At 73.3% G+C, this 18,775-nt stretch carries 20 protein-coding genes; 7 read left to right on the forward strand and 13 right to left on the reverse strand.

All coding sequences use genetic code 11. The features are described 5' to 3' along the window. Positions 1-6: 6 nt before the first annotated feature. The 5 genes from ACGFMK_RS22550 to ACGFMK_RS22570 form a co-directional block, all read right to left on the reverse strand. Positions 7-201 carry a ferredoxin gene (locus ACGFMK_RS22550; protein WP_392766332.1) on the reverse strand — a complete coding sequence of 65 codons (195 nt, stop codon included), beginning with the start codon at positions 199-201 and terminating at the stop codon, positions 7-9. Beyond that, positions 198-1,343, reverse strand: coding sequence for an NADH-ubiquinone oxidoreductase-F iron-sulfur binding region domain-containing protein (locus tag ACGFMK_RS22555; protein ID WP_392766334.1), 1,146 nt, complete (start codon positions 1,341-1,343; stop codon positions 198-200). Before ACGFMK_RS22555 ends, ACGFMK_RS22550 begins: the two co-directional genes overlap by 4 nt. Then, positions 1,340-1,909, reverse strand: coding sequence for a ferric reductase-like transmembrane domain-containing protein (locus tag ACGFMK_RS22560; protein ID WP_392766337.1), 570 nt, complete (start codon positions 1,907-1,909; stop codon positions 1,340-1,342). Before ACGFMK_RS22560 ends, ACGFMK_RS22555 begins: the two co-directional genes overlap by 4 nt. Continuing rightward, on the reverse strand, positions 1,906-2,826 hold the full coding sequence (locus ACGFMK_RS22565; RefSeq protein WP_392766340.1) for an FAD:protein FMN transferase: 921 nt from the start codon (positions 2,824-2,826) through the stop codon (positions 1,906-1,908). Before ACGFMK_RS22565 ends, ACGFMK_RS22560 begins: the two co-directional genes overlap by 4 nt. 107 nt (positions 2,827-2,933) lie before the next feature. Further along, positions 2,934-3,203, reverse strand: coding sequence for a hypothetical protein (locus tag ACGFMK_RS22570; protein WP_392766343.1), 270 nt, complete (start codon positions 3,201-3,203; stop codon positions 2,934-2,936). A gap of 255 nt (positions 3,204-3,458) precedes the next feature. Between ACGFMK_RS22570 and ACGFMK_RS22575 the strand changes: the two genes are divergently transcribed. From ACGFMK_RS22575 to ACGFMK_RS22585, 3 genes are read left to right on the forward strand one after another with little or no spacing between them, the layout of a single operon-like run. Next, positions 3,459-4,331 (forward strand): alkaline phosphatase family protein, encoded by an 873-nt coding sequence (locus ACGFMK_RS22575; RefSeq protein ID WP_392766345.1) that lies wholly within the window; start codon positions 3,459-3,461, stop codon positions 4,329-4,331. Positions 4,332-4,336: 5 nt separating this feature from the next. Next, complete coding sequence (locus ACGFMK_RS22580; RefSeq protein ID WP_392766348.1) at positions 4,337-5,587, forward strand: MFS transporter; 1,251 nt, start codon at positions 4,337-4,339, stop codon at positions 5,585-5,587. Continuing rightward, positions 5,584-6,564 carry a TolB family protein gene (locus ACGFMK_RS22585; RefSeq protein ID WP_392766351.1) on the forward strand — a complete coding sequence of 327 codons (981 nt, stop codon included), beginning with the start codon at positions 5,584-5,586 and terminating at the stop codon, positions 6,562-6,564. Before ACGFMK_RS22580 ends, ACGFMK_RS22585 begins: the two co-directional genes overlap by 4 nt. Positions 6,565-6,575: 11 nt before the next feature. Here the strand turns inward: ACGFMK_RS22585 and ACGFMK_RS22590 are convergent, their stop codons facing one another. Together ACGFMK_RS22590 and ACGFMK_RS22595 are read right to left on the reverse strand one after the other, a co-directional pair. Then, positions 6,576-6,989, reverse strand: coding sequence for a hypothetical protein (locus ACGFMK_RS22590; protein WP_392766354.1), 414 nt, complete (start codon positions 6,987-6,989; stop codon positions 6,576-6,578). A gap of 500 nt (positions 6,990-7,489) precedes the next feature. Beyond that, complete coding sequence (locus ACGFMK_RS22595; RefSeq protein ID WP_392766514.1) at positions 7,490-8,806, reverse strand: tannase/feruloyl esterase family alpha/beta hydrolase; 1,317 nt, start codon at positions 8,804-8,806, stop codon at positions 7,490-7,492. A 190-nt stretch (positions 8,807-8,996) separates the two neighbouring features. Here ACGFMK_RS22595 and ACGFMK_RS22600 point away from each other — a divergent pair, with 190 nt between their 5' ends. Further along, positions 8,997-10,208 carry an alpha/beta hydrolase family esterase gene (locus ACGFMK_RS22600; protein ID WP_392766357.1) on the forward strand — a complete coding sequence of 404 codons (1,212 nt, stop codon included), beginning with the start codon at positions 8,997-8,999 and terminating at the stop codon, positions 10,206-10,208. Here ACGFMK_RS22600 and ACGFMK_RS22605 read toward each other — a convergent pair. After that, positions 10,205-10,627, reverse strand: coding sequence for a nuclear transport factor 2 family protein (locus tag ACGFMK_RS22605; RefSeq protein WP_392766360.1), 423 nt, complete (start codon positions 10,625-10,627; stop codon positions 10,205-10,207). The genes ACGFMK_RS22600 and ACGFMK_RS22605 overlap by 4 nt on opposite strands. 71 nt (positions 10,628-10,698) lie before the next feature. Between ACGFMK_RS22605 and ACGFMK_RS22610 the strand changes: the two genes are divergently transcribed. Beyond that, positions 10,699-11,622 carry a LysR family transcriptional regulator gene (locus ACGFMK_RS22610; RefSeq protein ID WP_392766363.1) on the forward strand — a complete coding sequence of 308 codons (924 nt, stop codon included), beginning with the start codon at positions 10,699-10,701 and terminating at the stop codon, positions 11,620-11,622. A 19-nt stretch (positions 11,623-11,641) separates the two neighbouring features. Here ACGFMK_RS22610 and ACGFMK_RS22615 read toward each other — a convergent pair whose 3' ends face one another. Continuing rightward, on the reverse strand, positions 11,642-12,181 hold the full coding sequence (locus ACGFMK_RS22615; protein ID WP_392766366.1) for a TetR/AcrR family transcriptional regulator: 540 nt from the start codon (positions 12,179-12,181) through the stop codon (positions 11,642-11,644). A gap of 72 nt (positions 12,182-12,253) precedes the next feature. Here ACGFMK_RS22615 and ACGFMK_RS22620 point away from each other — a divergent pair, with 72 nt between their 5' ends. After that, positions 12,254-13,141, forward strand: coding sequence for an NADP-dependent oxidoreductase (locus ACGFMK_RS22620; protein WP_392766369.1), 888 nt, complete (start codon positions 12,254-12,256; stop codon positions 13,139-13,141). On the opposite strand, the gene ACGFMK_RS22625 is transcribed toward ACGFMK_RS22620, so the two are convergent. The 4 genes from ACGFMK_RS22625 to ACGFMK_RS22640 form a co-directional block, all read right to left on the reverse strand. Beyond that, the gene (locus ACGFMK_RS22625; RefSeq protein ID WP_392766372.1) at positions 13,138-15,003 is read right to left on the reverse strand and encodes a helix-turn-helix domain-containing protein; all 1,866 of its coding nucleotides are present in this window, start codon (positions 15,001-15,003) and stop codon (positions 13,138-13,140) included. The two genes, ACGFMK_RS22620 and ACGFMK_RS22625, sit on opposite strands and share 4 nt — an antisense overlap. Before the next feature lies 1 nt (position 15,004). Beyond that, on the reverse strand, positions 15,005-16,333 hold the full coding sequence (locus ACGFMK_RS22630) for an MFS transporter (protein ID WP_392766374.1): 1,329 nt from the start codon (positions 16,331-16,333) through the stop codon (positions 15,005-15,007). Positions 16,334-16,373: 40 nt separating this feature from the next. Beyond that, positions 16,374-17,123 carry a 3-hydroxybutyrate dehydrogenase gene (locus ACGFMK_RS22635; RefSeq protein ID WP_392766377.1) on the reverse strand — a complete coding sequence of 250 codons (750 nt, stop codon included), beginning with the start codon at positions 17,121-17,123 and terminating at the stop codon, positions 16,374-16,376. An 82-nt stretch (positions 17,124-17,205) separates the two neighbouring features. After that, positions 17,206-17,595: a VOC family protein gene (locus ACGFMK_RS22640; protein ID WP_392766380.1), complete on the reverse strand. Its 390-nt coding sequence runs from the start codon at positions 17,593-17,595 to the stop codon at positions 17,206-17,208. 88 nt (positions 17,596-17,683) lie between these two features. Between ACGFMK_RS22640 and ACGFMK_RS22645 the strand changes: the two genes are divergently transcribed. Further along, the gene (locus tag ACGFMK_RS22645; protein WP_392766383.1) at positions 17,684-18,619 is read left to right on the forward strand and encodes a helix-turn-helix transcriptional regulator; all 936 of its coding nucleotides are present in this window, start codon (positions 17,684-17,686) and stop codon (positions 18,617-18,619) included. The last annotated feature ends 156 nt before the right edge of the window (positions 18,620-18,775 follow it).

Below are 18,775 nucleotides of genomic sequence, written 5' to 3' on the forward strand. Positions count from 1 at the left end.
ATCCAATCAGGACGGCCGCAGCCGCAGGGCCAGAACGGGGCAAGCCGCCGCCGCGCGGCGGGCTTCGGCCACCAGCCCCGGCGGGACCGGGCCCGACGCCGTGATCGGGTAACCCCATTCGTCGAGCCGGATCCGTTCCGGGAGCAGGTCCGCGCACAACCCGTGCGCCCGGCAGCCGATCGGGTCCACCGTGAGCCTCATGCCACACCCGCCGGGACCCGGCACCGGCCGCCGGCCAGGTGCGCGTCGACGTCGGCCGCGAACGTCCGCAGGGCCGAAGCCGCGAGGCGGGCCGCGCCGTCCGGGTGGGCGCACGCGCCGCGGCCGCTGAGCAGCGGGATGCGCCGGGCCAGGCGTCCGGTCGCGTCGCCGCCGCGGACCAGCTCGGCGAAGTCCGCCGCGATCGCCGGGAGGCCGAACATGCACGGCCCGCACTGCCGCGCCGACTCCGCCGCGAGGAACGCCAGCACCTTCGCCGTGTAGCCGAGCCCGCAGGCCGACGCCGGCAGGGCGTGCACCGCCGCGATCCCCGGCGGCGGCCCGCCCCGCAGCTCGGACGTCCAGGTCCCGCCGTACCCGCCGGCCAGGACCGCCGGCACCGGCTCGGTCTCGCCGCCCGCGGCCGCGAGCATCTCGGCCAAGGACGCCCCCGGCCGCACCGAGACGACGCCCGGCCGGCGGACCGCGCCCGTCACCGTGACCAGGTCCGTCCGCGCCGCGCGGTAGTGGTGCGGGCCGAGCAGGACGACCAGCGCGAGCTGGGCCAGGGTGTCGACGTTGTCCACCAGCGTCGGCCGGCCCCGCACCCCGCGCTCGGCGGGCCGCGGCTGTTTCCCGAGCGGCCGCGCGTCCCCCGACGTCAGGTAGTGGACGAGCGCCGACTCCTCGCTGGCGACGTACCGGCGCGGGATCTCCGCGACGCGCACCGGCACCCGGTCGTCGCGCTCGGCCAGCGCCGCGGCGACACTCCCGAGCACCGGGCTGCCCGCGTGCACGCACAGCACGGCCTCGGCGGCGCCGATCGCGTGCGCGGCCAGCTGCAGGCCGTCCAGCACCAGGTGCGGGGCCAGCGCGAGCAGGGTCGTGTCCTTCCGGCTCAGCGGGTCGCCCTCACAGCCGTTCGCGACGACGATCGAGCGCCGGGCCCGGGCCGCGCGCAGCTTGACCGCGGTCGGGAACCCGCCGCCGCCGCGGCCGCGCAGGTCCGCCGCCCGGGCGGCCTCGATCAGCCGGTCGCGGCCGTCGTCACCGTGGTAGGCGACCCAGGGCACGACCCCGTGGTGCCGCCGGTGGCCGGCCAGGTCGAGCCGGTGCGGGGTCAGGGTGGTCGTCAAGGTGCTCATCGGGTGCCTCCGAGCGGGGAGAGCCTGCGGGTTTCGGTGTCGGTGTGCCGGCGGCCGGCGCGGAAGGCGATCCCGCCGAGCACGGCGAGCACGCACAGGACGTCGAGCGCGATGAGCCAGCCGTGCGCGGCGTCGCTCTCGGCCATGCCGATCCCGTGCACCAGCGCGACCGGCCAGCACAGGTAGGCCAGCCAGTGCACGGCCTTCCACGCCTTCGCCGGGATGCGGGTGCGCACCAGGCTGGTGACGACGATCGCGAGCAGCAGGTCGATCGCGACGGCGCCGAGGCCGACCCAGAACGGCTGGTAGTCCGCGCCGAACGGGACGACCACGTCGAGCCAGCTCAGCGAGACGTACCCGTCGAGAATGGCCGACGCGATGTGCGCGACGAGGAACGCGAGGCTGGTCAGGGCCAGGTTCCGGTGGACGGCGGCGACGGTGAACCGCGGCCACTCCCGCGTCGCGAACCGGCCGGCGCCGAGCGCGCCGAGGACGACGACGGCGGTGAAGAGCACCAGCGACACCAGCCCGGTCGCGCGGCTGAAGTACCAGACGGCGGAGCTCACGACGCCTCCCGCAACTCGGTCTCGCGCGGCCAGCCGGGCGTCGTGACGACGTCGCCGCCGACGCCGACGAGCCGCGCGGGCAGGCCGCGTCCGGCGAGCCACGCAGGAGCGGCGTCGCCGAGGACGACCGCCGCGGTGCTCGCGGTGTTGGCGTCCACAGTGGACTTCGCCGCGACGGAAACCGTGCGCCAGCGCGATTCCGGCACGTCGCCGGTACGCGGGTCGACGATGTGGTGCACCGTGCGGCCGCCACGCCGCCAGCGGCGCCGGGTCGTCCCGGACGTCGCCAGCCCGCCGCCGGACAGCGCGACGGTCGTGTCCGGCCGGGTGACGGCGCCGGTGTGGTCGTCGCCGATCGCGACCTGCCAGCCGCCTGCCGGTGCCGGGCCCTCGACGCAGAGATCGCCGCCGAGGTTCACCAGCGTCCCGCAGCCGGTCGCGGCGTGGATCCGGCGGGCCGCGCGGTCGGCGGCCAGTGCCTTCGCCGTCGCGCCGAGGTCGAGGTGGACGCCCCGGGGCAGCACGACCAGCGCGCGCACCGGGTCGAACAGCACCCGGTGCCAGCCCGGGGCGGGCGCCGCCGCACCGAGCGGGCCGTCGGTGACGGCGGCGAAGTCGCGGTCGTAGCCCAGCGCCCGGACGGCCGTGCCGACGGTCGGGTCGACCAGCCCGCCGGTGAGCCGGGCCGCGCGCAGGGCGGCGGCCAGCGCCTCGGTGAGCAGCGGGCCGATCCGGACCTGCCGTCCGGCGGCGTCGTGCAGCCGGGAGATCTCGGAGTCGGCCCGGAACCGGCTGCAGGCCCGGTCGACCGCGTCGAGTTCGTCGTGCAGCAGCTCGACGGCCCTTTCGAGCCGGGACGCGTCGGTGACGAGCACCTCCGTGGTCGTCCCGAGCGCCCGAAAAGCCGCCGAAGCCACACCGGCCCCCCGAGCCGCTCGGGCCGGGTCCGTGAATGTCGCATTGAGGGACTTGAAGTCCCTCAATGCGACATTCACGGACTTCGAGCCGGCGGCAGCTTCGGGGGTCATGACGCACCCGAGCCGGTGTGCGCGCTGCCGGAGCCGGAGTCGACGCCGCTGCCGGAGGACTGCAGCTGGTCCTGCGAGCTGGTCGAACCGGAGTCGGTCGTGGTCTGGGTGGTGGTGCTGTCGTCGGCGGCGTTCGCCGACGACAGGCCGAAGCCGATCGCGCCGACGGCGGCCGCGCCGAGCACCGCGGCGACGGCGGTGGCCAGCGCGGCCTTGCGGCGGCCGTGCTCGCGGCGGGCGGTCCTGGCTGTCGTTTCGGGGTCCATGGGAACGAGTCTCCGGCCCGCTCCTGTGAGCCTCCTGGGTACAACCTGTCAGATCCCTACAACCCATTCCCGCTACCAAAGGAGGTTGACGCCGGAAAGCGATTCACCCACTCTTTCCCTTGTCCGATGGTGGTTTCCCGGTGTTCACGTGCTGGACCGCGGCACGGCACGCACCGGCTCCCTGCCGTCGGCACCATGAGGCGCTCCCACCACGAAGCCCGCGGCCGGACCGGCCGCACCAGCGCTGGAGGACCCATGATCCGGAAGCGGATCTTCGCCGTGTTCGCCGCGGCCGCACTCGTCACCACCGGGGCCGTGACGGCGGCCGTCGTCACCCGGTCGGCCGAGCCGGCGGTACAGCCGGCGGCCGCGGCCGTGCCCGCGTTCGACCACATCGTCCTGGTGATGTTCGAGAACAAGAAGTACTCGTCGATCAACGGCAGTTCCAGCGCGCCCTACTTCAACACGCTGGCCGCGCAGAGCGCGAAGTTCACGAACTCGTTCGCGATCACGCACCCGAGCCAGCCGAACTACGTCGCCCTGTTCTCCGGCGCGACGCAGGGGGTCACCAGCGACAGCTGCCCGGCGAACCTCGGCGCCAAGGACAACCTGGGCCAGCAGCTGATCGGTGCCGGGAAGACGTTCAAGGGCTATTCCGAGTCGATGCCGTCGGACGGTTACACCGGCTGCTCCAGCGGCACCTACATGCGCAAGCACAACAGCTGGGTGGACTTCAGCAACGTCCCCGCGGCGAGCAACGTGCGCTACACGAGCTTCCCCACCGACTTCACCCAGCTGCCGACGGTCGCCTTCGTGACCCCGAACATGTGCAACGACATGCACGACTGCTCCATCGGCACCGGCGACACCTGGCTGAAGACCAACCTCGACGCGTATGCCCAGTGGGCCAAGACGCACAACAGCCTGCTGATCACCACCTTCGACGAGGACAGCGGCACGTCGGTCAACCAGATCTTCACCTCGTTCACCGGCGCGCACGTCAAGGTCGGCAGCTACAGCGAATCGATCAACCACTACACCGTGCTGCGCACGATCGAGGCGTCCTACGGCCTGCCGGGCATCGCCGGCGCCGCGAGCAAGTCGCCGATCCTCGACGTCTGGCAGTAGGCCGCGTGTACCTTTCGACCATCGGCCGCCGAGAGCACACTGCATCCGTGTCGAAGCGGAAGCTCTCGGCGGTCGGGGCCAACGTCTTCGCGCTCGGCGCCGTCAGCCTGGTCACCGACGTCTCCTCGGAGATGGTCACCGCGATCCTGCCGGTCTACCTGGTGCTCGGCCTGCACCTGAGCCCGGCGGCGTACGGCCTGTTCGACGGCCTCTACACCGGCGCCACGGCGTTGCTGCGGATCGTCGGCGGGTACGTCGCGGACCGGGTGCGGCGCCGGAAGGTCGTGGCCGGCGTGGGGTACGCGCTGTCCGCGGTGATGAAGCTCGGCCTGCTCGCGGCCGGGTCGTCGGCCGCCGCGATCGGCGCCGTGATCACCCTCGACCGCACCGGCAAGGGCCTGCGGACCGCGCCGCGAGACGCGCTGATCACGTTGTCGGCCCCCGAACCCCTGCTCGGCCGGGCGTTCGGCGTGCACCGCGCGATGGACAGCGTGGGCGCGTTCGCCGGGCCACTGGTCGCGCTCGGCGTCCTCGCGGCGGTCGGCGCCACGAACCCCGAGGCGTTCGACGCGGTGTTCGTCGTGAGCTTCTGCATCGCGGCCGTCGGCGTGCTGCTGCTGGTGCTGTTCGTGCGCGACCGCCGGACGCCACGATCGGCCACCGCGGTGTCCCCCCGCGCGGCGCTGGGACTGCTGCGCGGCAGCGGCGTGCGGCGGCTGCTGGTCGCGGCGTGCGTGCTCGGGCTGGCGACCGTCGGCGACGGGTTCGTCTACCTGCTGCTGCAGCACAAGGAGGACATCGCCACCGGCTGGTTCCCGCTGCTCGCGGTCGGCACCAACCTCAGCTACCTGCTGCTCGCGGCACCGCTGGGCGCGCTGGCCGACCGCGTCGGGCGGCTGCCGGTGGTGCTGGGCGGGTACGGCGCGCTGGCCGTCGTCTACCTCCTGCTGGCCGGGCCGGTGACGGGCTGGCCGCTGTTCGCGCTCGCGCTCGCGTTGTACGGCGCGTTCTACGCGGCCACCGACGGCGTGCTCATGGCCCTGGCCGGCCCGCTGCTGCCGGAAGCGTTGCGCACCACGGGGATTTCGCTGGTGCAGACGGCGCAAGCGCTTGCGTACTTCACCTCGTCCGTCCTTTTCGGACTGGCCTGGCAGTTCTGGGGCGCGGAGCAGGCGATCACCGTCGCGGCCGGCGCGGCGGTGATCGCGATCGGCGTGACGTTCGCGGTCCTCGCCCCGCGGAAGGCGACGGCGTGAAGGCGCGGATCCTCATCGCCCTCGCCGGCGTGCTCGTGCTGGCCGGCGTGGCCGTCGCGTACGTCGGGTTCGCGAGCGCGCGCAACCACGACGTCACCCCGACCGGGTCGGTCAGCCTCACGCCGGGGCCGCGGCTGCTGTTCCGCAGCACCGCGGACGCCGACCGCGGGCACGTCGCCACCGTCGCGGCCGCCGACCCCGGCGGCGCGCGCACGGTGTCGCCGCTGTCGTGCGCCCGGGTCTACGCCGCCGGCGGCACCGGCCTCTGCCTGCGCCCGGATGGCGACCTGACCACCTACCAGCTGGTGGTGCTCGACGCGAAGCTCACGTCCCAGCGGGAGATCCCGCTGGTCGGGCTGCCGAACCGGGCACGGGTGTCGGCGAGCGGCCGGATGCTGGCGTGGACGGTGTTCGTCACGGGCGACTCGTACAACGGCGGGATGTTCTCCACGCGCGCCGGGATCCTCGACACGGCGACCGGTGACCTGGCCGGCACGCTGGAGGACTACGCGGTGACGCTCGACGGCCGGCCGTACCAGGCGGCCGACCTCAACTTCTGGGGCGTCACGTTCACCCGCGACGACCGCCACTTCTACGCGACGATGTCGACGGCCGGGCACCGCTACCTGGTGGCGGGCGACTTCGCGGCGCACACGATCCGCACGCTGCGCGAGAACGTCGAATGCCCGTCACTCTCGCCGGACGGGACGCGGGTGGCGTTCAAGTCCGCGATCGACGCGGACCCGGCCAAGGGCTGGCGGCTGTCGGTGCTGGACCTGGCGCGTTCGGGGGTGACGCCGCTGGCCGAGACCCGCAGCGTCGACGACCAGCCGGCCTGGCTCGACGATCACACGATCGGGTACGGCGTGCCCCGCGGCCCGGGCCACGCGGACGTCTGGTCGACCCCGGCGGACGGCACGGGCGCACCCCGCCTCCTGATCCCGGACGCGGAGTCCCCCGCGGCCCTCGGCCCGTAACCCGTCCCGGGTCAGTCCATTTTGCGGAGACCGTCCAGGATGCGGCGCATCAGGTCGTTGTCCGGGGGTGCGAACGCGTAGCGGGCCACCGGCAGCGGGATCGGGATGGCGCCGGAGGACGGGCGCGGCGGCGGGATGGTGCGGGGCACCCGCCACGGCAGCCGGTCCGGTGAGGAGTCGCGGCCGATCTGCTCCGGGATCGGCAGGGTCGGCAGCGCGACCGTACCCGCGTCGGCGAACCGCCGGGCGGCCTGCTCGAACCGGAGGCGTGCCTGGATGCCGGCCACCGTCCAGTCGGGTTCGACGTCCGGCAGGGCGGGTCCGCGGCGCGACCGCCGCTCGAGCGAGATGGCCCAGGCCGCGGCGGCGAGCGCCGGCAGCAGCACTCCGGCGATGATCGCGAGACCGGGCAGATCCGCGGCCATCAGGCGGCCCCGGCGACGGGTAGCAGCATGAGGTTCACTTCCGGACGGACGGTTCTTCCGAAGCATGCGCGGCACCTGGATATTCGACGTAATCGATTGTTCACGGACCCCGAGGACCATCATGAACGACGTACAACGGTCCCGCAAGCGGCCGAACGGGGTCGCCCATCCGGGCGGTGAAACAGCTGGTCAGAGCGTTTTTGCGATGGCTCGACCGAGCCCCTCACTGGGTAGTACGCACACCGGTTCGATCCGGTTCACTTTTCTTTTGCAAGACGCTCGTACCGCACCCACGCACGCTGCGGGAATGCGAATTCCGACCGGTCTCGTGGCCGTCGCCGCCGACGGGTGACCTGATCGAGAAGGCGAACGGCTTCTGCGTCGATCCGGACGGCAACGCGGCCTCGTGGGGTCCATGATCACCCTGAAGAAGGACGGGCCGGGCCGATCAGCCGGTGACCGGCCGCGCGCCGAACACCCCATTGGGGCGCATGAAGATGTCAGCCCAGCGAGCAGGTGCTGGCCAGGTCCGCCGGGGTCGCCCCGGCGGGCCGGGTGATCGTTCCCGAGGCCGGCGGACGCGCGCCGCGCAGCCAGCCCGCCAGCGCGTCGAACGCCGTCCGGAAGCACGGGCCCAGCGGGCGCAACCGGTCCGGGAACTGGTCGACGAGCCCGTCGACGTGGTTGCCGCCCTCGACCCGGTAGTACCGGTGCAGGGCGCCGCGGCCGGCGTCGGTGATCATCCGGTCGTAGACGTCCGAGTCGCGGGTGATCGGCAGCAGCGTGTCGAGCGTGCCGTGCAGGGTCAGCAGGGGCTTGCCGATCCGGCCGGTCAGCGAGATCCGCTCCACCGCGCGGGCCACCGAAGCGGGCCGGGACGCGTAGGCGTAGTCCGCGTCGCACGACGGCGTGCCACTGGCGCAGAAGGGCACCCCGGCGGCGAGCGCACCGTCGAACGACGGGTCGACCTCTTCCCGGTAGATCCGCTGCGTCAGGTCCCAGTAGACGCGGTAGTGGTAGTCCCACAGGAACTCCGAGCCGGGCGCGAACCCGGCGTCCAAAATGGACTGGTGCGCGGCCTCGGATCCGGCGGCGTAGGCCGGGTAGCCGCGCATCGCGGGCGGCAGGAAGGTGAACAGGTTCGGGCCGTCCGCGCGCCAGAGCGTGCCTTCCCAGTCGACGCCGCCGTCGTAGAGCCACGGCCGGTTCTCGAGCTGCCACCGCACGAGGTAGCCGCCGTTGGACAACCCGGCGGCCAGGGTCCGCGACGGCGGCCGGCCGTAGCGCTGCGCCACCGCCGTGCGCGCCGCGAGGGTCAGCTGGGTGACGCGCCGGTTCCACTCGGTCAGCGCGTCGCCGGGCCGGGCACCGTCTTCGAAGAACGCGGCACCGGTGTTGCCCTTGTCGGTCGCGGCGAACGCGTAACCCTCGGCCAGCACCTGGTCGCCGATCGCGCGGTCGTTCGCGTACTGCCGCCGTGTCCCCGGCGAGCCGGCGACGACCAGACCGCCGTTCCACCGGTCGGGCAGGCGCAGCACGAACTGAGCGTCGTGGTTCCAGCCGTTGTTCGTGTTCGTCGTGGACGTGTCCGGGAAGTAGCCGTCGACCTGGATGCCCGGGACGCCGCCCGGCGCGGGCAGCCCGGCCGACGTCAGCCCCGCCCAGTCCGCTTGGACGGTGTGGCCGGACGCGAGGGTGCCCGTCGTCGTCAGGTCGTCCAGGTGGACGGCGACCTGCTTTTGGGCGCCGGGCACGAAAACCCGGGAAGCCGACGCCGGTGCGGGCACCGCCGTCGCCAGAACAGAAGCCAGCACCACAGCAAGCCAACCGCGCACGGTCCACCTCCGGTCTCGGATGAGACAGAACCCAAGCGCGCGCGGACCGGAAGAGCCATCCCGGCCGCCACCATGAATTCCCGCGCCGATGTGGTGCGGAGCCACATGGTCAGGCCTTCGCGCCCGACCTAACGTCGTCGGAAACCCTCTCAACGCCGAGAAGGACGTCACTATGCGCAAGCTCGCCTTCGCCGGACTCGCCGCGATCACCGCCGCCGTGCTCACCACGGTCGGGGTCGCCGCCGCCGACCCGCCCGCCGCGTCCCTGGTCCAGGTCTCGTCGTTCGGCGCGAACCCGGGCGCGCTGGCGATGTACACCTACACCCCCTCCGGCCTCGAGACCGGCCGCCCGGTCGTCGTGGCGCTGCACGGCTGCACGCAGAGCGCGTCGGACTACTACGCCCACTCCGGCTGGCCCGCGCTGGCCGACCGGTGGCGCTTCGAGGTCGTGTTCCCGCAGCAGTCGACCGCGAACAACTCCCTGAAGTGCTTCAACTGGTTCGACACCGCGGACGACACCCGGGGCAACGGCGAAGCCGCGTCCGTCAAGTCCATGGTGGACAAGGCGGTCGGCGACCACGGCTCGGACCGGTCCCGCGTGTTCGTCACGGGGCTGTCGGCGGGCGCCGGCATGACGGCCGACCTGCTCGCCGCCTACCCGGACGTCTTCGCCGGCGGCGGCATCAACGCCGGGCTGCCCGCGCAGTGCGCCACCAGCATCACGCAGGCGACGAGCTGCCAGCAGAACAACCAGAACCTGACCCCGGCACAGTGGGCGTCCCGCGTCACGGCGCAGTACCCCGGTTACGGCGGCCCGTGGCCGCGCGTCGCGATCTGGCAGGGTACCGGCGACTACACGGTCTACCCGGTCAACGGCACCGAACTGCGCGACCAGTGGACCGCGGTCCACGGCCTGTCCCAGACGCCGACGAGCACGCAGTCCCTCCCGGGCGGCACGACGTTGACGAACTACGGCGACAAGGTCCAGCTGTACTCGATCGCGGGCATGGGCCACGGCACCGCGGTCGACCCCGGCACCGGCACGACGCAGTGCGGCAGCACGGGCGCGTACTTCCTCGCCGGGATCTGCTCCAGCTACTACACCGGTGTGTTCTTCGGGCTGGACAAGGGATCCGGGACCACGCCCCCGCCGACCACCACGACCACCACCCCGCCGACGACGACGACCACCACGCCGCCGCCGGGTACCTGCGTGTCGGCCAGCAACTACGCCCACACCCAGGCGGGCCGCGCGCACCAGAGCGGCGGCCAGACGTACGCGAACGGCTCCAACCAGGCGATGGGGCTGTGGAACACCTTCACCACCCACGCCCTGCGCGAGACGTCCACGGGCTACTGGGTGCTGGCCGACGGGCAGTGCTAGGACGCGGGTCCTGGGCCGGGGATCCGGTCCAGGACCCGCTCCACCAGCGCGGTGTCGCAGTGTTCGACGACTTCGCTCAGCCGGCCGCCGGTGACGCGGTAGACGAAGCAGTACGTCTGGTCGTACCGCTCGCCGCGCAGCGTCGTGGCGTGACTGCGGGCCTGGACGACGACCTGGTCCCCCTGCGCGACGATCCGGTCGGCCTCACACCGGTAGCCGCCGGCGAACTGCGCCATCAGCGGCCGGAGCAGCCCGTGCACGACCTCGGACTTCGGTCCCCAGGTGCCGGACCACGACCAGTGGCCGGGGAAGATCCAGCGGAAGTCGTCGGCCATCGCGTCGGTGAGGGCCCGGCCGTTGCCCACGGCGAGCTGGTCGAAGATCTCCCGCAGGAGCTTTTCGTTCTGTGCGGCGCTCATGCGACCGACCCTAGGATCGGCGCAGCCATGCGACAAACGACTGTCTCGCATATGTGCTATCAGTAGTACGCATGAGTGAGTTCACCGTCGCCGGCCTGCGGGTCGTGCGCGAAGCGGCCCGGCACGGCTCGTTTTCGGTGGTGGCGGACCGGCTCGGGTACACGCAGTCGGCGATCTCGCGCCAGATCGCGCTGATGGAACAGGCGGCGGGCCGGCCGCTGTTCGACCGCCTGGCGCGCGGGGTCCAGCCCACCGAAGCGGGACTGGTCGTCGTCCGGCACGCGGAGGCGGTGCTCGGCGAACTGCAGGCCACCCGCCAGGCGCTCCAGGACCTGGGCGACCGGCCGCCCGCCCGGCTGCGCGTCGGCGCGTTCTCCACCGCGATGGCAGCGCTGGTGCCGCGCGCGATCGCCGCGTTCGCCGGCCGCGCGCCGCGCACGCGCGTGCCGCTGCGCGAGGGCCTGAGCCCGGGGCTGCTGAAGGCGGTCGCCCGGGGACGGCTCGACCTCGCCGTCGTCACCCCGCCCCGGACACCGGTTCCCGAGGTCGAGCTGGTCACGATCCTGGAGGACCCGCTGTTCGTGGCGATGGCGCCGGGCCACCCGCTCGCGCGCCACCCGAGCGTCACCGGCGAGATGCTGCGCGACCAGCCGTGGATCACGGGCAGCACCGAGCCGGGCACCCCGCTGCTCGGCGCGTGGGCGGACCCGTCGTGGCAGCCCGAAATCGCTTTCGTGGCCCGGGATTGGGTCGCGAAGCTCGGCCTGGTCGCGGCCGGGCTCGGCGTCACGATCGTGCCCGGGCTGGCCGTGCCGACGCTCCCGCCGGGCATCGTGATCACGCGCGTCGACCACCCGGCGGCGGTCCGCACGACGGCCGTCGCGTCCCGCCCGGGCGGCGAGCCCGGCCCCCGCCGCGCGTTCATCGAGTCCCTTCGGGACACCGCGGCCGACCTCACCGCCGAGGTCCGGCACCGGCTGCACACCCGTCCGTAACCGATGCGTCCCGTCCCGCTCAGCCGCTCAGCAGGCCCGTCAGCAGCACCCCGGTCAGCCGGCGGACCGCCGGCAGCGCTCGCGCCGACGTGATCGCCATCAGCGCGACGCGGGCGTCGTCGACCGACACCCGGGGCCGCAGCACGCCGTCGGCCTGGGCCCGCTCGACCAGCCGGCCGAACGCCGCCGCGTGCGCCGAGCGCCGGTCGGCGAAGGCCGCTCCGCCGAGGGCGCCGACGAGGCCGCGCTCCTGGACCTGCCATTCGCCGAAGCGGTGGAACGTCCGGGTCAGCGCACGGCGGCTGTCCGGATCGGCGAGCGCGGCGCGCAGCTGCCGCTCGCACCGCTCGACCTGCCCGGCGAGCACGGCGGCGAGGAGGTCGTCGCGGGAGGGGAAGTGGCGGTGGACCGTCGCCGGGGCCAGGCCCGCGCGCCGCGCGATCTCGCGTACCGGCAGGTCCGGGCCGTCCTGGGCGAACGCGGCGTGCGCCACCGCCACCAGGTGACGGCGGTTGTGCTCGGCGTCCGCCCGGCGCTTCTGCGTCACTTCGTCACGCACGGCTCTCACTTCCCCGCTCGGGACCGTTGACCACTCCTACCGTAGGCGCACATCCCCCATGAAGGAGTGAGCGTGTTCGCAGCCCGGTTCGAGCGGTTCGGCCCGCCCGAGGTCCTGTCCGTCGGTGCACTGCCGGAGCCGCACGCCGGCCCGGGCGAGGTCCGGATCCGCGTGCGGGCGGCCGGGGTCTCGCCGGTCGACCTGGCGATCCGCGCGGGGAAGTCGCGCTCACCCGTCACCCTGCCGCACATCCCCGGCGTGGACGCGGCGGGCGTAGTCGACGAAGGTCCCGGGATCGGCGACGAGGTGTTCGGCGCGGTCGACGTCGCCCGCCTCGGCGGGGCGAGCGCCGAATTCGCCGTCCTCGCCTTCTGGGCGCCGAAACCGCCGTCGATGCCGTGGGAGCAGGCCGGCGGGGCCGCGTCCGGCGTCGAGACGGCGACCCGCGCGCTCGACCTCCTGGACGTCGGCGCGGGCTCGACGCTCCTGATCGACGGCGCGTCCGGCGGTGTCGGCAGCCTCGCGGCCGTCCTGGCGCTGGCCCGGGGCGCGCGGGTGCTCGGCACCGGCGCCCCGGAGAACCGGGAGTTCCTCGCCGGGCTGGGCGCGGAACCCGTCGCATACGGTCCTGGCCTGCGTGAACGCGTCTCCGGTCCGGTCGACGCCGCGCTCGATGTCGCCGGGAAGGGGTCGCTGCCGGAGCTGATCGAGCTGACCGGCTCACCGTCCACAGTGGTCACACTGGCCGACTTCAGCGGGCCGGAGCACGGGGTCCGGGTCTCCGTCGGCGCGCTCGGCGGGCAGCCGGACGGACGGCACGGCCTCGCGCACGCCGCCAAGCTCTTCGAGGAAGGCCGCTTCCACGTGCCGGTGCAGCAGGTCTTCCCGCTGGCGGAGGCCGCCGCGGCGCACGCGGTCACCGGGCCCCGGCGGGGCAAGATCGTGCTGCGCGTGTCCTAACCGAGGCGGTGCAGGCGCAGCGCCAGCTGGATCTCCAGGGCCCGGTCCGGCGTCTGCCAGTCCTCCCCCAGCAGCGACGCGATCCGCTCCAGCCGCTGCACGACGGTGTTGACGTGGACGTGCAGCACGTCCTTCGTGCGCGCCAGCTGCGAACCGCTCGCGAAGTACGCCCTCAGCGTCGCGACCAGCTCCGTGCCGCGGCGCTCGTCGTAGTCGAGGACCGGCCCGAGCGTCGCCCGGACGAAGGCGCCGAGGTCGGCCTGGTCACCGAGCAGCTGGCCGAGAAAACCGAGGCCGGCCATGTCCGCGCCTTCGCCGGTCCGGCCGAGCGCGAGCAGCGCCCGGACGCACCGCGCCGCTTCGGCGTGGGCCGCGGCCAGGGCCTCCGGACCACCCGCGGGCCCGGCCGCGCCGACGGTCACCGCGTGTCCGGTCACCGCGCCGAGGTCGGCGGCGACGCGGCGGGCCAGCTCGCCCGGGTCGCCGGTGCCCAGCAGGACGACCTCCTCGGCGTGCACCCCGACCAGCGTCGCGTGCCGCGCGGCGGCGCTCGCGAGGCGCCGCCGGGAGACGTCGCCGGTGTGCACGACCAGCACCGCGTGCGGCGCGGCGAGGTCGATGCCGAGGCGGCGGCCGCGGGCCAGCAGCGCCCGCGGGTTGCGGCCGGGCGCGGTGAGCAGGTCGGTCAGCAGCTCGCCGCGGACCTCGTCCTCGGCCCGCACCACCGACCGCCGCAGCATGAGCAGCAACGCCGTCACGACGCCGGCGCGTTCGAACAGCCGCCGGTCCGGGTCGGCCAGGTCCGCGCGGCCGGTCAGCACGAGGCTGCCGAGCAGCTCGGGGCCCGCTTGCACCGAGCAGACCCAAGTGTCCTGTGTGGACACTGCTCGCCCGGCCGCCCGGGACGCGGCGAGCGCCAACGGGTCGTGCCGCGCCGGTTCCGCCGAGTGCGCCAGGACCGCGCCTTCGGTGTCGAACACCGTGAGCGCGCCGTGCAGCACCCCGGCGACGGCCGCCGCGACGTCCGGCAGGTCACCACCGCGCAGCACCAGGTCGGTGAGCCGGTCGTGGGCGTCCTCGGCGCGTTCCATCGCCTCGTTGTGCGCGCGGATCGTCGCGTTGGCCTCGTTCAGCTCGGCGACGGCCCGGCGCGTCTGGTCCAGCAGGTTCGCGCTGTCCAGGGCGATCGCCGCGTGGTCGGCCAGCGACGAGAGCAGCGCGACCTCGTCCGCGCTGAACTCGCGGGTGCCGCGGTCGGAGGCGAAGAGCACGCCGAGCACCTTCGAGCCGATCGCCAGCGGCACGCCGAGGATCGCGGTCAGGCCTTCGTCCTTGACGCCGGAGTCGATGTGGCGCGTGTGCCGGAACCGGTCGTCGTTGAAGTAGTCCGACGTCGCGTACGGCCGCGCGGTCTGCGCGACCAGCCCGCCGAGGCCCTCCCCCATGCCGAGCACGATCTGCTGGAACTCCGCCGAGACCGAGCCGTCGCTGACCCGGACGTAGGTCTTGCCCTCGGTTTCCTTGTTGAGGCTCAGGTACGAGACGTCGACGCCGAGCAGCGCCCGTGCGCGGCGCACGATCGAGCGCAGCACGGTGTCCGGATCGGACAGCGCGGCCAGCTCGCTCGCGGTGTCGAACAGCGCGACCAGCTGGGCTTCGCGGCGCCGGTGCTCGGCGAGCGTCTCGCGGATCCGCAGGGCCAGCTCACCCGCGTCCGCCAGCGCGGCGAGGTCGGCGGGGCCGAGGGCGCCCTCGGCGCGCGCGGCCACGACGACGTGCGCCAGCTGCTCGGTGCTCGCCCCGGAGGCGAGCAGGTCGAGCAGCCGGCGCAGCGCGTCCGAGGGTGCGGTCACGGCGGTCATGCTAGGGCGAAACGGTCGCCGTCTCCGCCTGGACGTCGTCGTCGTGCAGCGACCCGCCGCGCGTTTCGCGGGAGGCGAGCAGCGCGACGACCGTGATCAGGCACATCGCCGCGACGTACAGCGACACCGGGATGGTGCTGCCCCAGCTCTGGAACAGCGCCACGGCGATCAGCGGCGCGACGGCCCCGGCCGCGATCGACGACAGCTGCCCGCCGACGGACAGCCCGGTGTAGCGGACGCGGGTCGGGAACTGCTCGGCGAAGAACGCGGCCTGCGGCCCGTACATCGCGCCGTGCAGCACCAGCCCGACGGTCGTCGCCAGCACGATCACCGCGGACGACTTCGTGTCCAGCAGCGCGAAGAACGCGAAGCCCCACAGCGCCATGCCGATCGCGCCGAACAGGTACACCGGACGGCGGCCGACCCGGTCCGACAGCGCGCCCCACAGGGGAATCGTCACGAAGTGCACGGCCGAGCCGATCAGCACCGCGCTCAGGCCGAGGCCCTTCGCCAGGTGCAGCCCGGTCGTGACGTACACCAGGATGAACGCCGTCAGCACGTAGTAGGAGACGTTCTCGGCCATCCGCGCGCCGATGGTGACGAGCACCTGGCGCCAGCTGTCGCGGAACACCTCGACGACGGGGACGTGCTTCTCGACGCGGTCCTCGGCGCGGCGCTGGGCGGCCAGGAACACCGGCGACTCCGACACGGCCAGCCGGATCCACAGGCCGATCACCAGCAGCACCCCGGAGAGCAGGAACGGGACCCGCCAGCCCCACGCCAGGAACGTCGCGTCGGACTGCGTGGCCGACAGGATCGCCAGCACGCCGGTGGCGAGCAGGTTGCCGCCGGGCGCGCCGCACTGCGGCCACGACGCCCAGAACCCGCGCCGCTTCGCGTCCCCGTGCTCGGAGACGATCAGCACCGCGCCACCCCACTCGCCACCGAGCGCGAAGCCCTGGACCAGGCGAAGCAGCGTCAGCAGGATCGGCGCGGCGACACCCGCGGTGGCGTAGGTCGGCAGCACGCCCATCAGGCACGTCGAGCCGCCCATCAGGACCAGGCTGAAGATCAGGAGCTTCTTGCGGCCGAGCCGGTCGCCGTAGTGGCCGAAGACGAGCCCGCCGATCGGGCGGGCGAGGAATCCGACGGCGTAGGTCAGGAACGCCAGCAGCGTGCCGGTGAGCGGGTTCGCCGTCGGGAAGAACAGCTTGTTGAACACCAGTGCGGCGGCGGAGGTGTAGAGGAAGAAGTCGTACCACTCGATGGTGGTGCCGATCAGGCTCGCGCCGACGATCTTGGCGATCGCCGACCGCTGGGGTTGGCTCATTGCGGGCTCCACTTCGTCGTGGGTTGGGCGGGCGGGTGGGTCAAGCAGCGGTCCAGCCGCCGTCGAGCGGGATGGAGGCCCCGGTGACGTGGCCGGCGTGCGGCGAGCACAGCCACGTCACCAGGGAAGCGACGTCCCCGGGTTCGATGAGCTTCTTGATGGCGGCGCGCTTGAGGAGGACCTCGGCGACGACGTCCGCACGCGGGATGCCGTGCTCGGCGGCCTGCGCGTCGATCTGCCCGTCGACCAGCGGCGTGCGCACGTACCCGGGGCTGACGCAGTTGCTGGTGACGCCGTGTTCGGCCCCCTCCAGCGCGGCGACCTTGGAGAGCCCTTCAAGGCCGTGCTTCGCGGCGACGTAGGCGGCTTTGAAGGGCGAAGCCCGCAGCCCGTGGACGCTCGACATGTTGACGATCCGCCCCCACCCCCGCGCGTACATGCCCGGCAGGGCGCGGCGGATGAGGAGGAAGGGGGCCGTGACCATCAGGGCCTGGATGCGCGTGAACCGCTCGGGCGGGAAGTCCTCGAGGGGCGCGACGTGCTGGATCCCGGCGTTGTTGACCAGGATGTCGACCTCGGCGGGCAGGCCGTCGACGGCGGCCGGGTCGGTGAGGTCGGCGGCGTGCGCCCACCCCCCGACCGCACCGGCGGCGGCCTCGGCCTTCTCCCCGTCCAGGTCGACGACGTGCACCTTGGCCCCGGCCGCGGCCAGGGCGTGGACGCAGGCCAGGCCGATACCGCCGGCCCCGCCGGTCACGAGGGCGGTGCGCCCGTCCAGATCGCTGGTCATGGACGGGAACGGTAAGCGTGACGCCGGTCGCGAGCCATGTGCGCGAAACCCACAACCCGGCAAGATCCAGTGGCTGCGGTCGCTACCGTGCTTTGAGCACCGACAGGTAGTGCACGTTCGTCATGACACCCAGGACGTTGCCGAACGGGTCGACGACCGACGCCGTCACGAAGCCCGGACCGCGCTCGGTGATCGGCTCGTACTCCTTAGCCCCGAGTTCGTGCAGCCGGGCGACGGTCGCCTCGAGGTCGTCGACGTGCCAGTAGAGGATCTCGCCGCCCGGTGTGTCCCCGCTCGCCGGTGCGTACCTGCGGTCGATGAGGCCCAGTTCGTGCTGGTAGTCGCCGAGGCGGAACTCGGCGTACCCGGGGCGGTGGAAGTACGGCTCGACGCCCAGGAACTCCGTGTACCAGGCCTGCGCGGCCGCGTGGTCGTCGGCGAAGTACGAGACGGTGGCCATTCCTCGCAGCATGTTCTGCTCCTTCTTCTTTCGGTCTGGGGCACAGCATGCGGGGTGAAAGTGCGCATCAAGTGAGCACTTTGTTTGCGACACTGTTTCCATGCGTGCCGACCGCCTCGTGGCCACCCTCCTGCTGATGCAGACCCGCGGCCGCGTCACCGCGGGCGAGCTGGCCGCCGAGCTCGAGATCTCCGTCGCGACCGCCCGCCGTGACCTCGAGGCGCTGTCGGCGGCCGGCGTGCCCGTCTACCCGCAGCCCGGCCGGGGCGGGGGCTGGCAGCTCGTCGGCGGCGCGCGGACCGACCTGTCCGGCCTCACCTCCCGTGAGGCGCAGGCCCTGTTCCTCCTGGCCGGCCCCGCCGCCGCGATCGCGCCGGAGGTGAAGTCGGCGCTGCGCAAGCTGATGGGCGCGCTGCCCGGCACGTTCCGCGCGGACGCCGAGGCCGCCGCGGACGCGGTAGTCGTCGACCAGGCCGGCTGGGGCGAGCGCCCGAAGGACCGGCCGCCGATGGTCGAGGCGCTGCGGGACGCGGTCATCGCGCGCCGCAAGGTCCGGTTGACCTACGCGGGACGCGAAACGTCGGAGCGGCTCGTCGACCCGTGGGGCCTGGTCGACAAGGACGACGTCTGGTACCTCGTCGCCGGGACCGACAAGGGCCGTCGCACGTTCCGCGTCGACCGGATCACCGCGGCCGAACCGATCGACGCCGTCGCGGACCGGCCGTCGGACCTCGAACTGGCCAAGGTGTGGGAAGAAGTCGTCGAAGAAGTCGAACGGCGCCGCTCCCCGCTCACCGCGGACGTCGTCCTGGACCGGCGGTACCTCCGGGTGCTGCGCGACCGGTTCGGCCGGCACTGCGAGCTGGTCGGCGAGCTGCCCGGGGATCGCGTCCGGGTCCGCGTCGCGGCGCCCGCGCCGATCATGATCGCCCAGGAGCTGGCCGGCTGGGGCGCCTTGGTCGACGCCGAGGGCCCGGAATCGGTCCGCGCGGAGCTCGCTCGCCTCGGTTCGGAGCTGGTGAACCAGTACGGGTGAAGATCTTTTGCCGCGCCCACTGAGCGTGCGCTTTTCCGTGCCATGATCGGTAAACGCCGTTAATCGGTACACAGTGGACAGTGCCGATGCTTACCATGAGTGTCCGTTACTCTCCGGTATCATGCCGTTCGGAGTACCCGCGATCACCCGTTTGCT

This window comes from Amycolatopsis sp. NPDC049252, from assembly GCF_043197175.1.
Classification (GTDB): domain Bacteria; phylum Actinomycetota; class Actinomycetes; order Mycobacteriales; family Pseudonocardiaceae; genus Amycolatopsis.

Coding starts and splice junctions, on each gene's coding strand:
- ACGFMK_RS22550 (WP_392766332.1), bottom strand. CDS start 201: ATGAGGCTCACGGTGGACCCGATCGGCTGCCGGGCGCACGGGTTGTGC.
- ACGFMK_RS22555 (WP_392766334.1), bottom strand. CDS start 1,343: ATGAGCACCTTGACGACCACCCTGACCCCGCACCGGCTCGACCTGGCC.
- ACGFMK_RS22570 (WP_392766343.1), bottom strand. CDS start 3,203: ATGGACCCCGAAACGACAGCCAGGACCGCCCGCCGCGAGCACGGCCGC.
- ACGFMK_RS22575 (WP_392766345.1), top strand. CDS start 3,459: ATGATCCGGAAGCGGATCTTCGCCGTGTTCGCCGCGGCCGCACTCGTC.
- ACGFMK_RS22590 (WP_392766354.1), bottom strand. CDS start 6,989: ATGGCCGCGGATCTGCCCGGTCTCGCGATCATCGCCGGAGTGCTGCTG.
- ACGFMK_RS22600 (WP_392766357.1), top strand. CDS start 8,997: ATGCGCAAGCTCGCCTTCGCCGGACTCGCCGCGATCACCGCCGCCGTG.
- ACGFMK_RS22605 (WP_392766360.1), bottom strand. CDS start 10,627: ATGAGCGCCGCACAGAACGAAAAGCTCCTGCGGGAGATCTTCGACCAG.
- ACGFMK_RS22610 (WP_392766363.1), top strand. CDS start 10,699: ATGAGTGAGTTCACCGTCGCCGGCCTGCGGGTCGTGCGCGAAGCGGCC.
- ACGFMK_RS22625 (WP_392766372.1), bottom strand. CDS start 15,003: ATGACCGCCGTGACCGCACCCTCGGACGCGCTGCGCCGGCTGCTCGAC.
- ACGFMK_RS22630 (WP_392766374.1), bottom strand. CDS start 16,333: ATGAGCCAACCCCAGCGGTCGGCGATCGCCAAGATCGTCGGCGCGAGC.
- ACGFMK_RS22635 (WP_392766377.1), bottom strand. CDS start 17,123: ATGACCAGCGATCTGGACGGGCGCACCGCCCTCGTGACCGGCGGGGCC.
- ACGFMK_RS22640 (WP_392766380.1), bottom strand. CDS start 17,595: ATGCTGCGAGGAATGGCCACCGTCTCGTACTTCGCCGACGACCACGCG.
- ACGFMK_RS22645 (WP_392766383.1), top strand. CDS start 17,684: ATGCGTGCCGACCGCCTCGTGGCCACCCTCCTGCTGATGCAGACCCGC.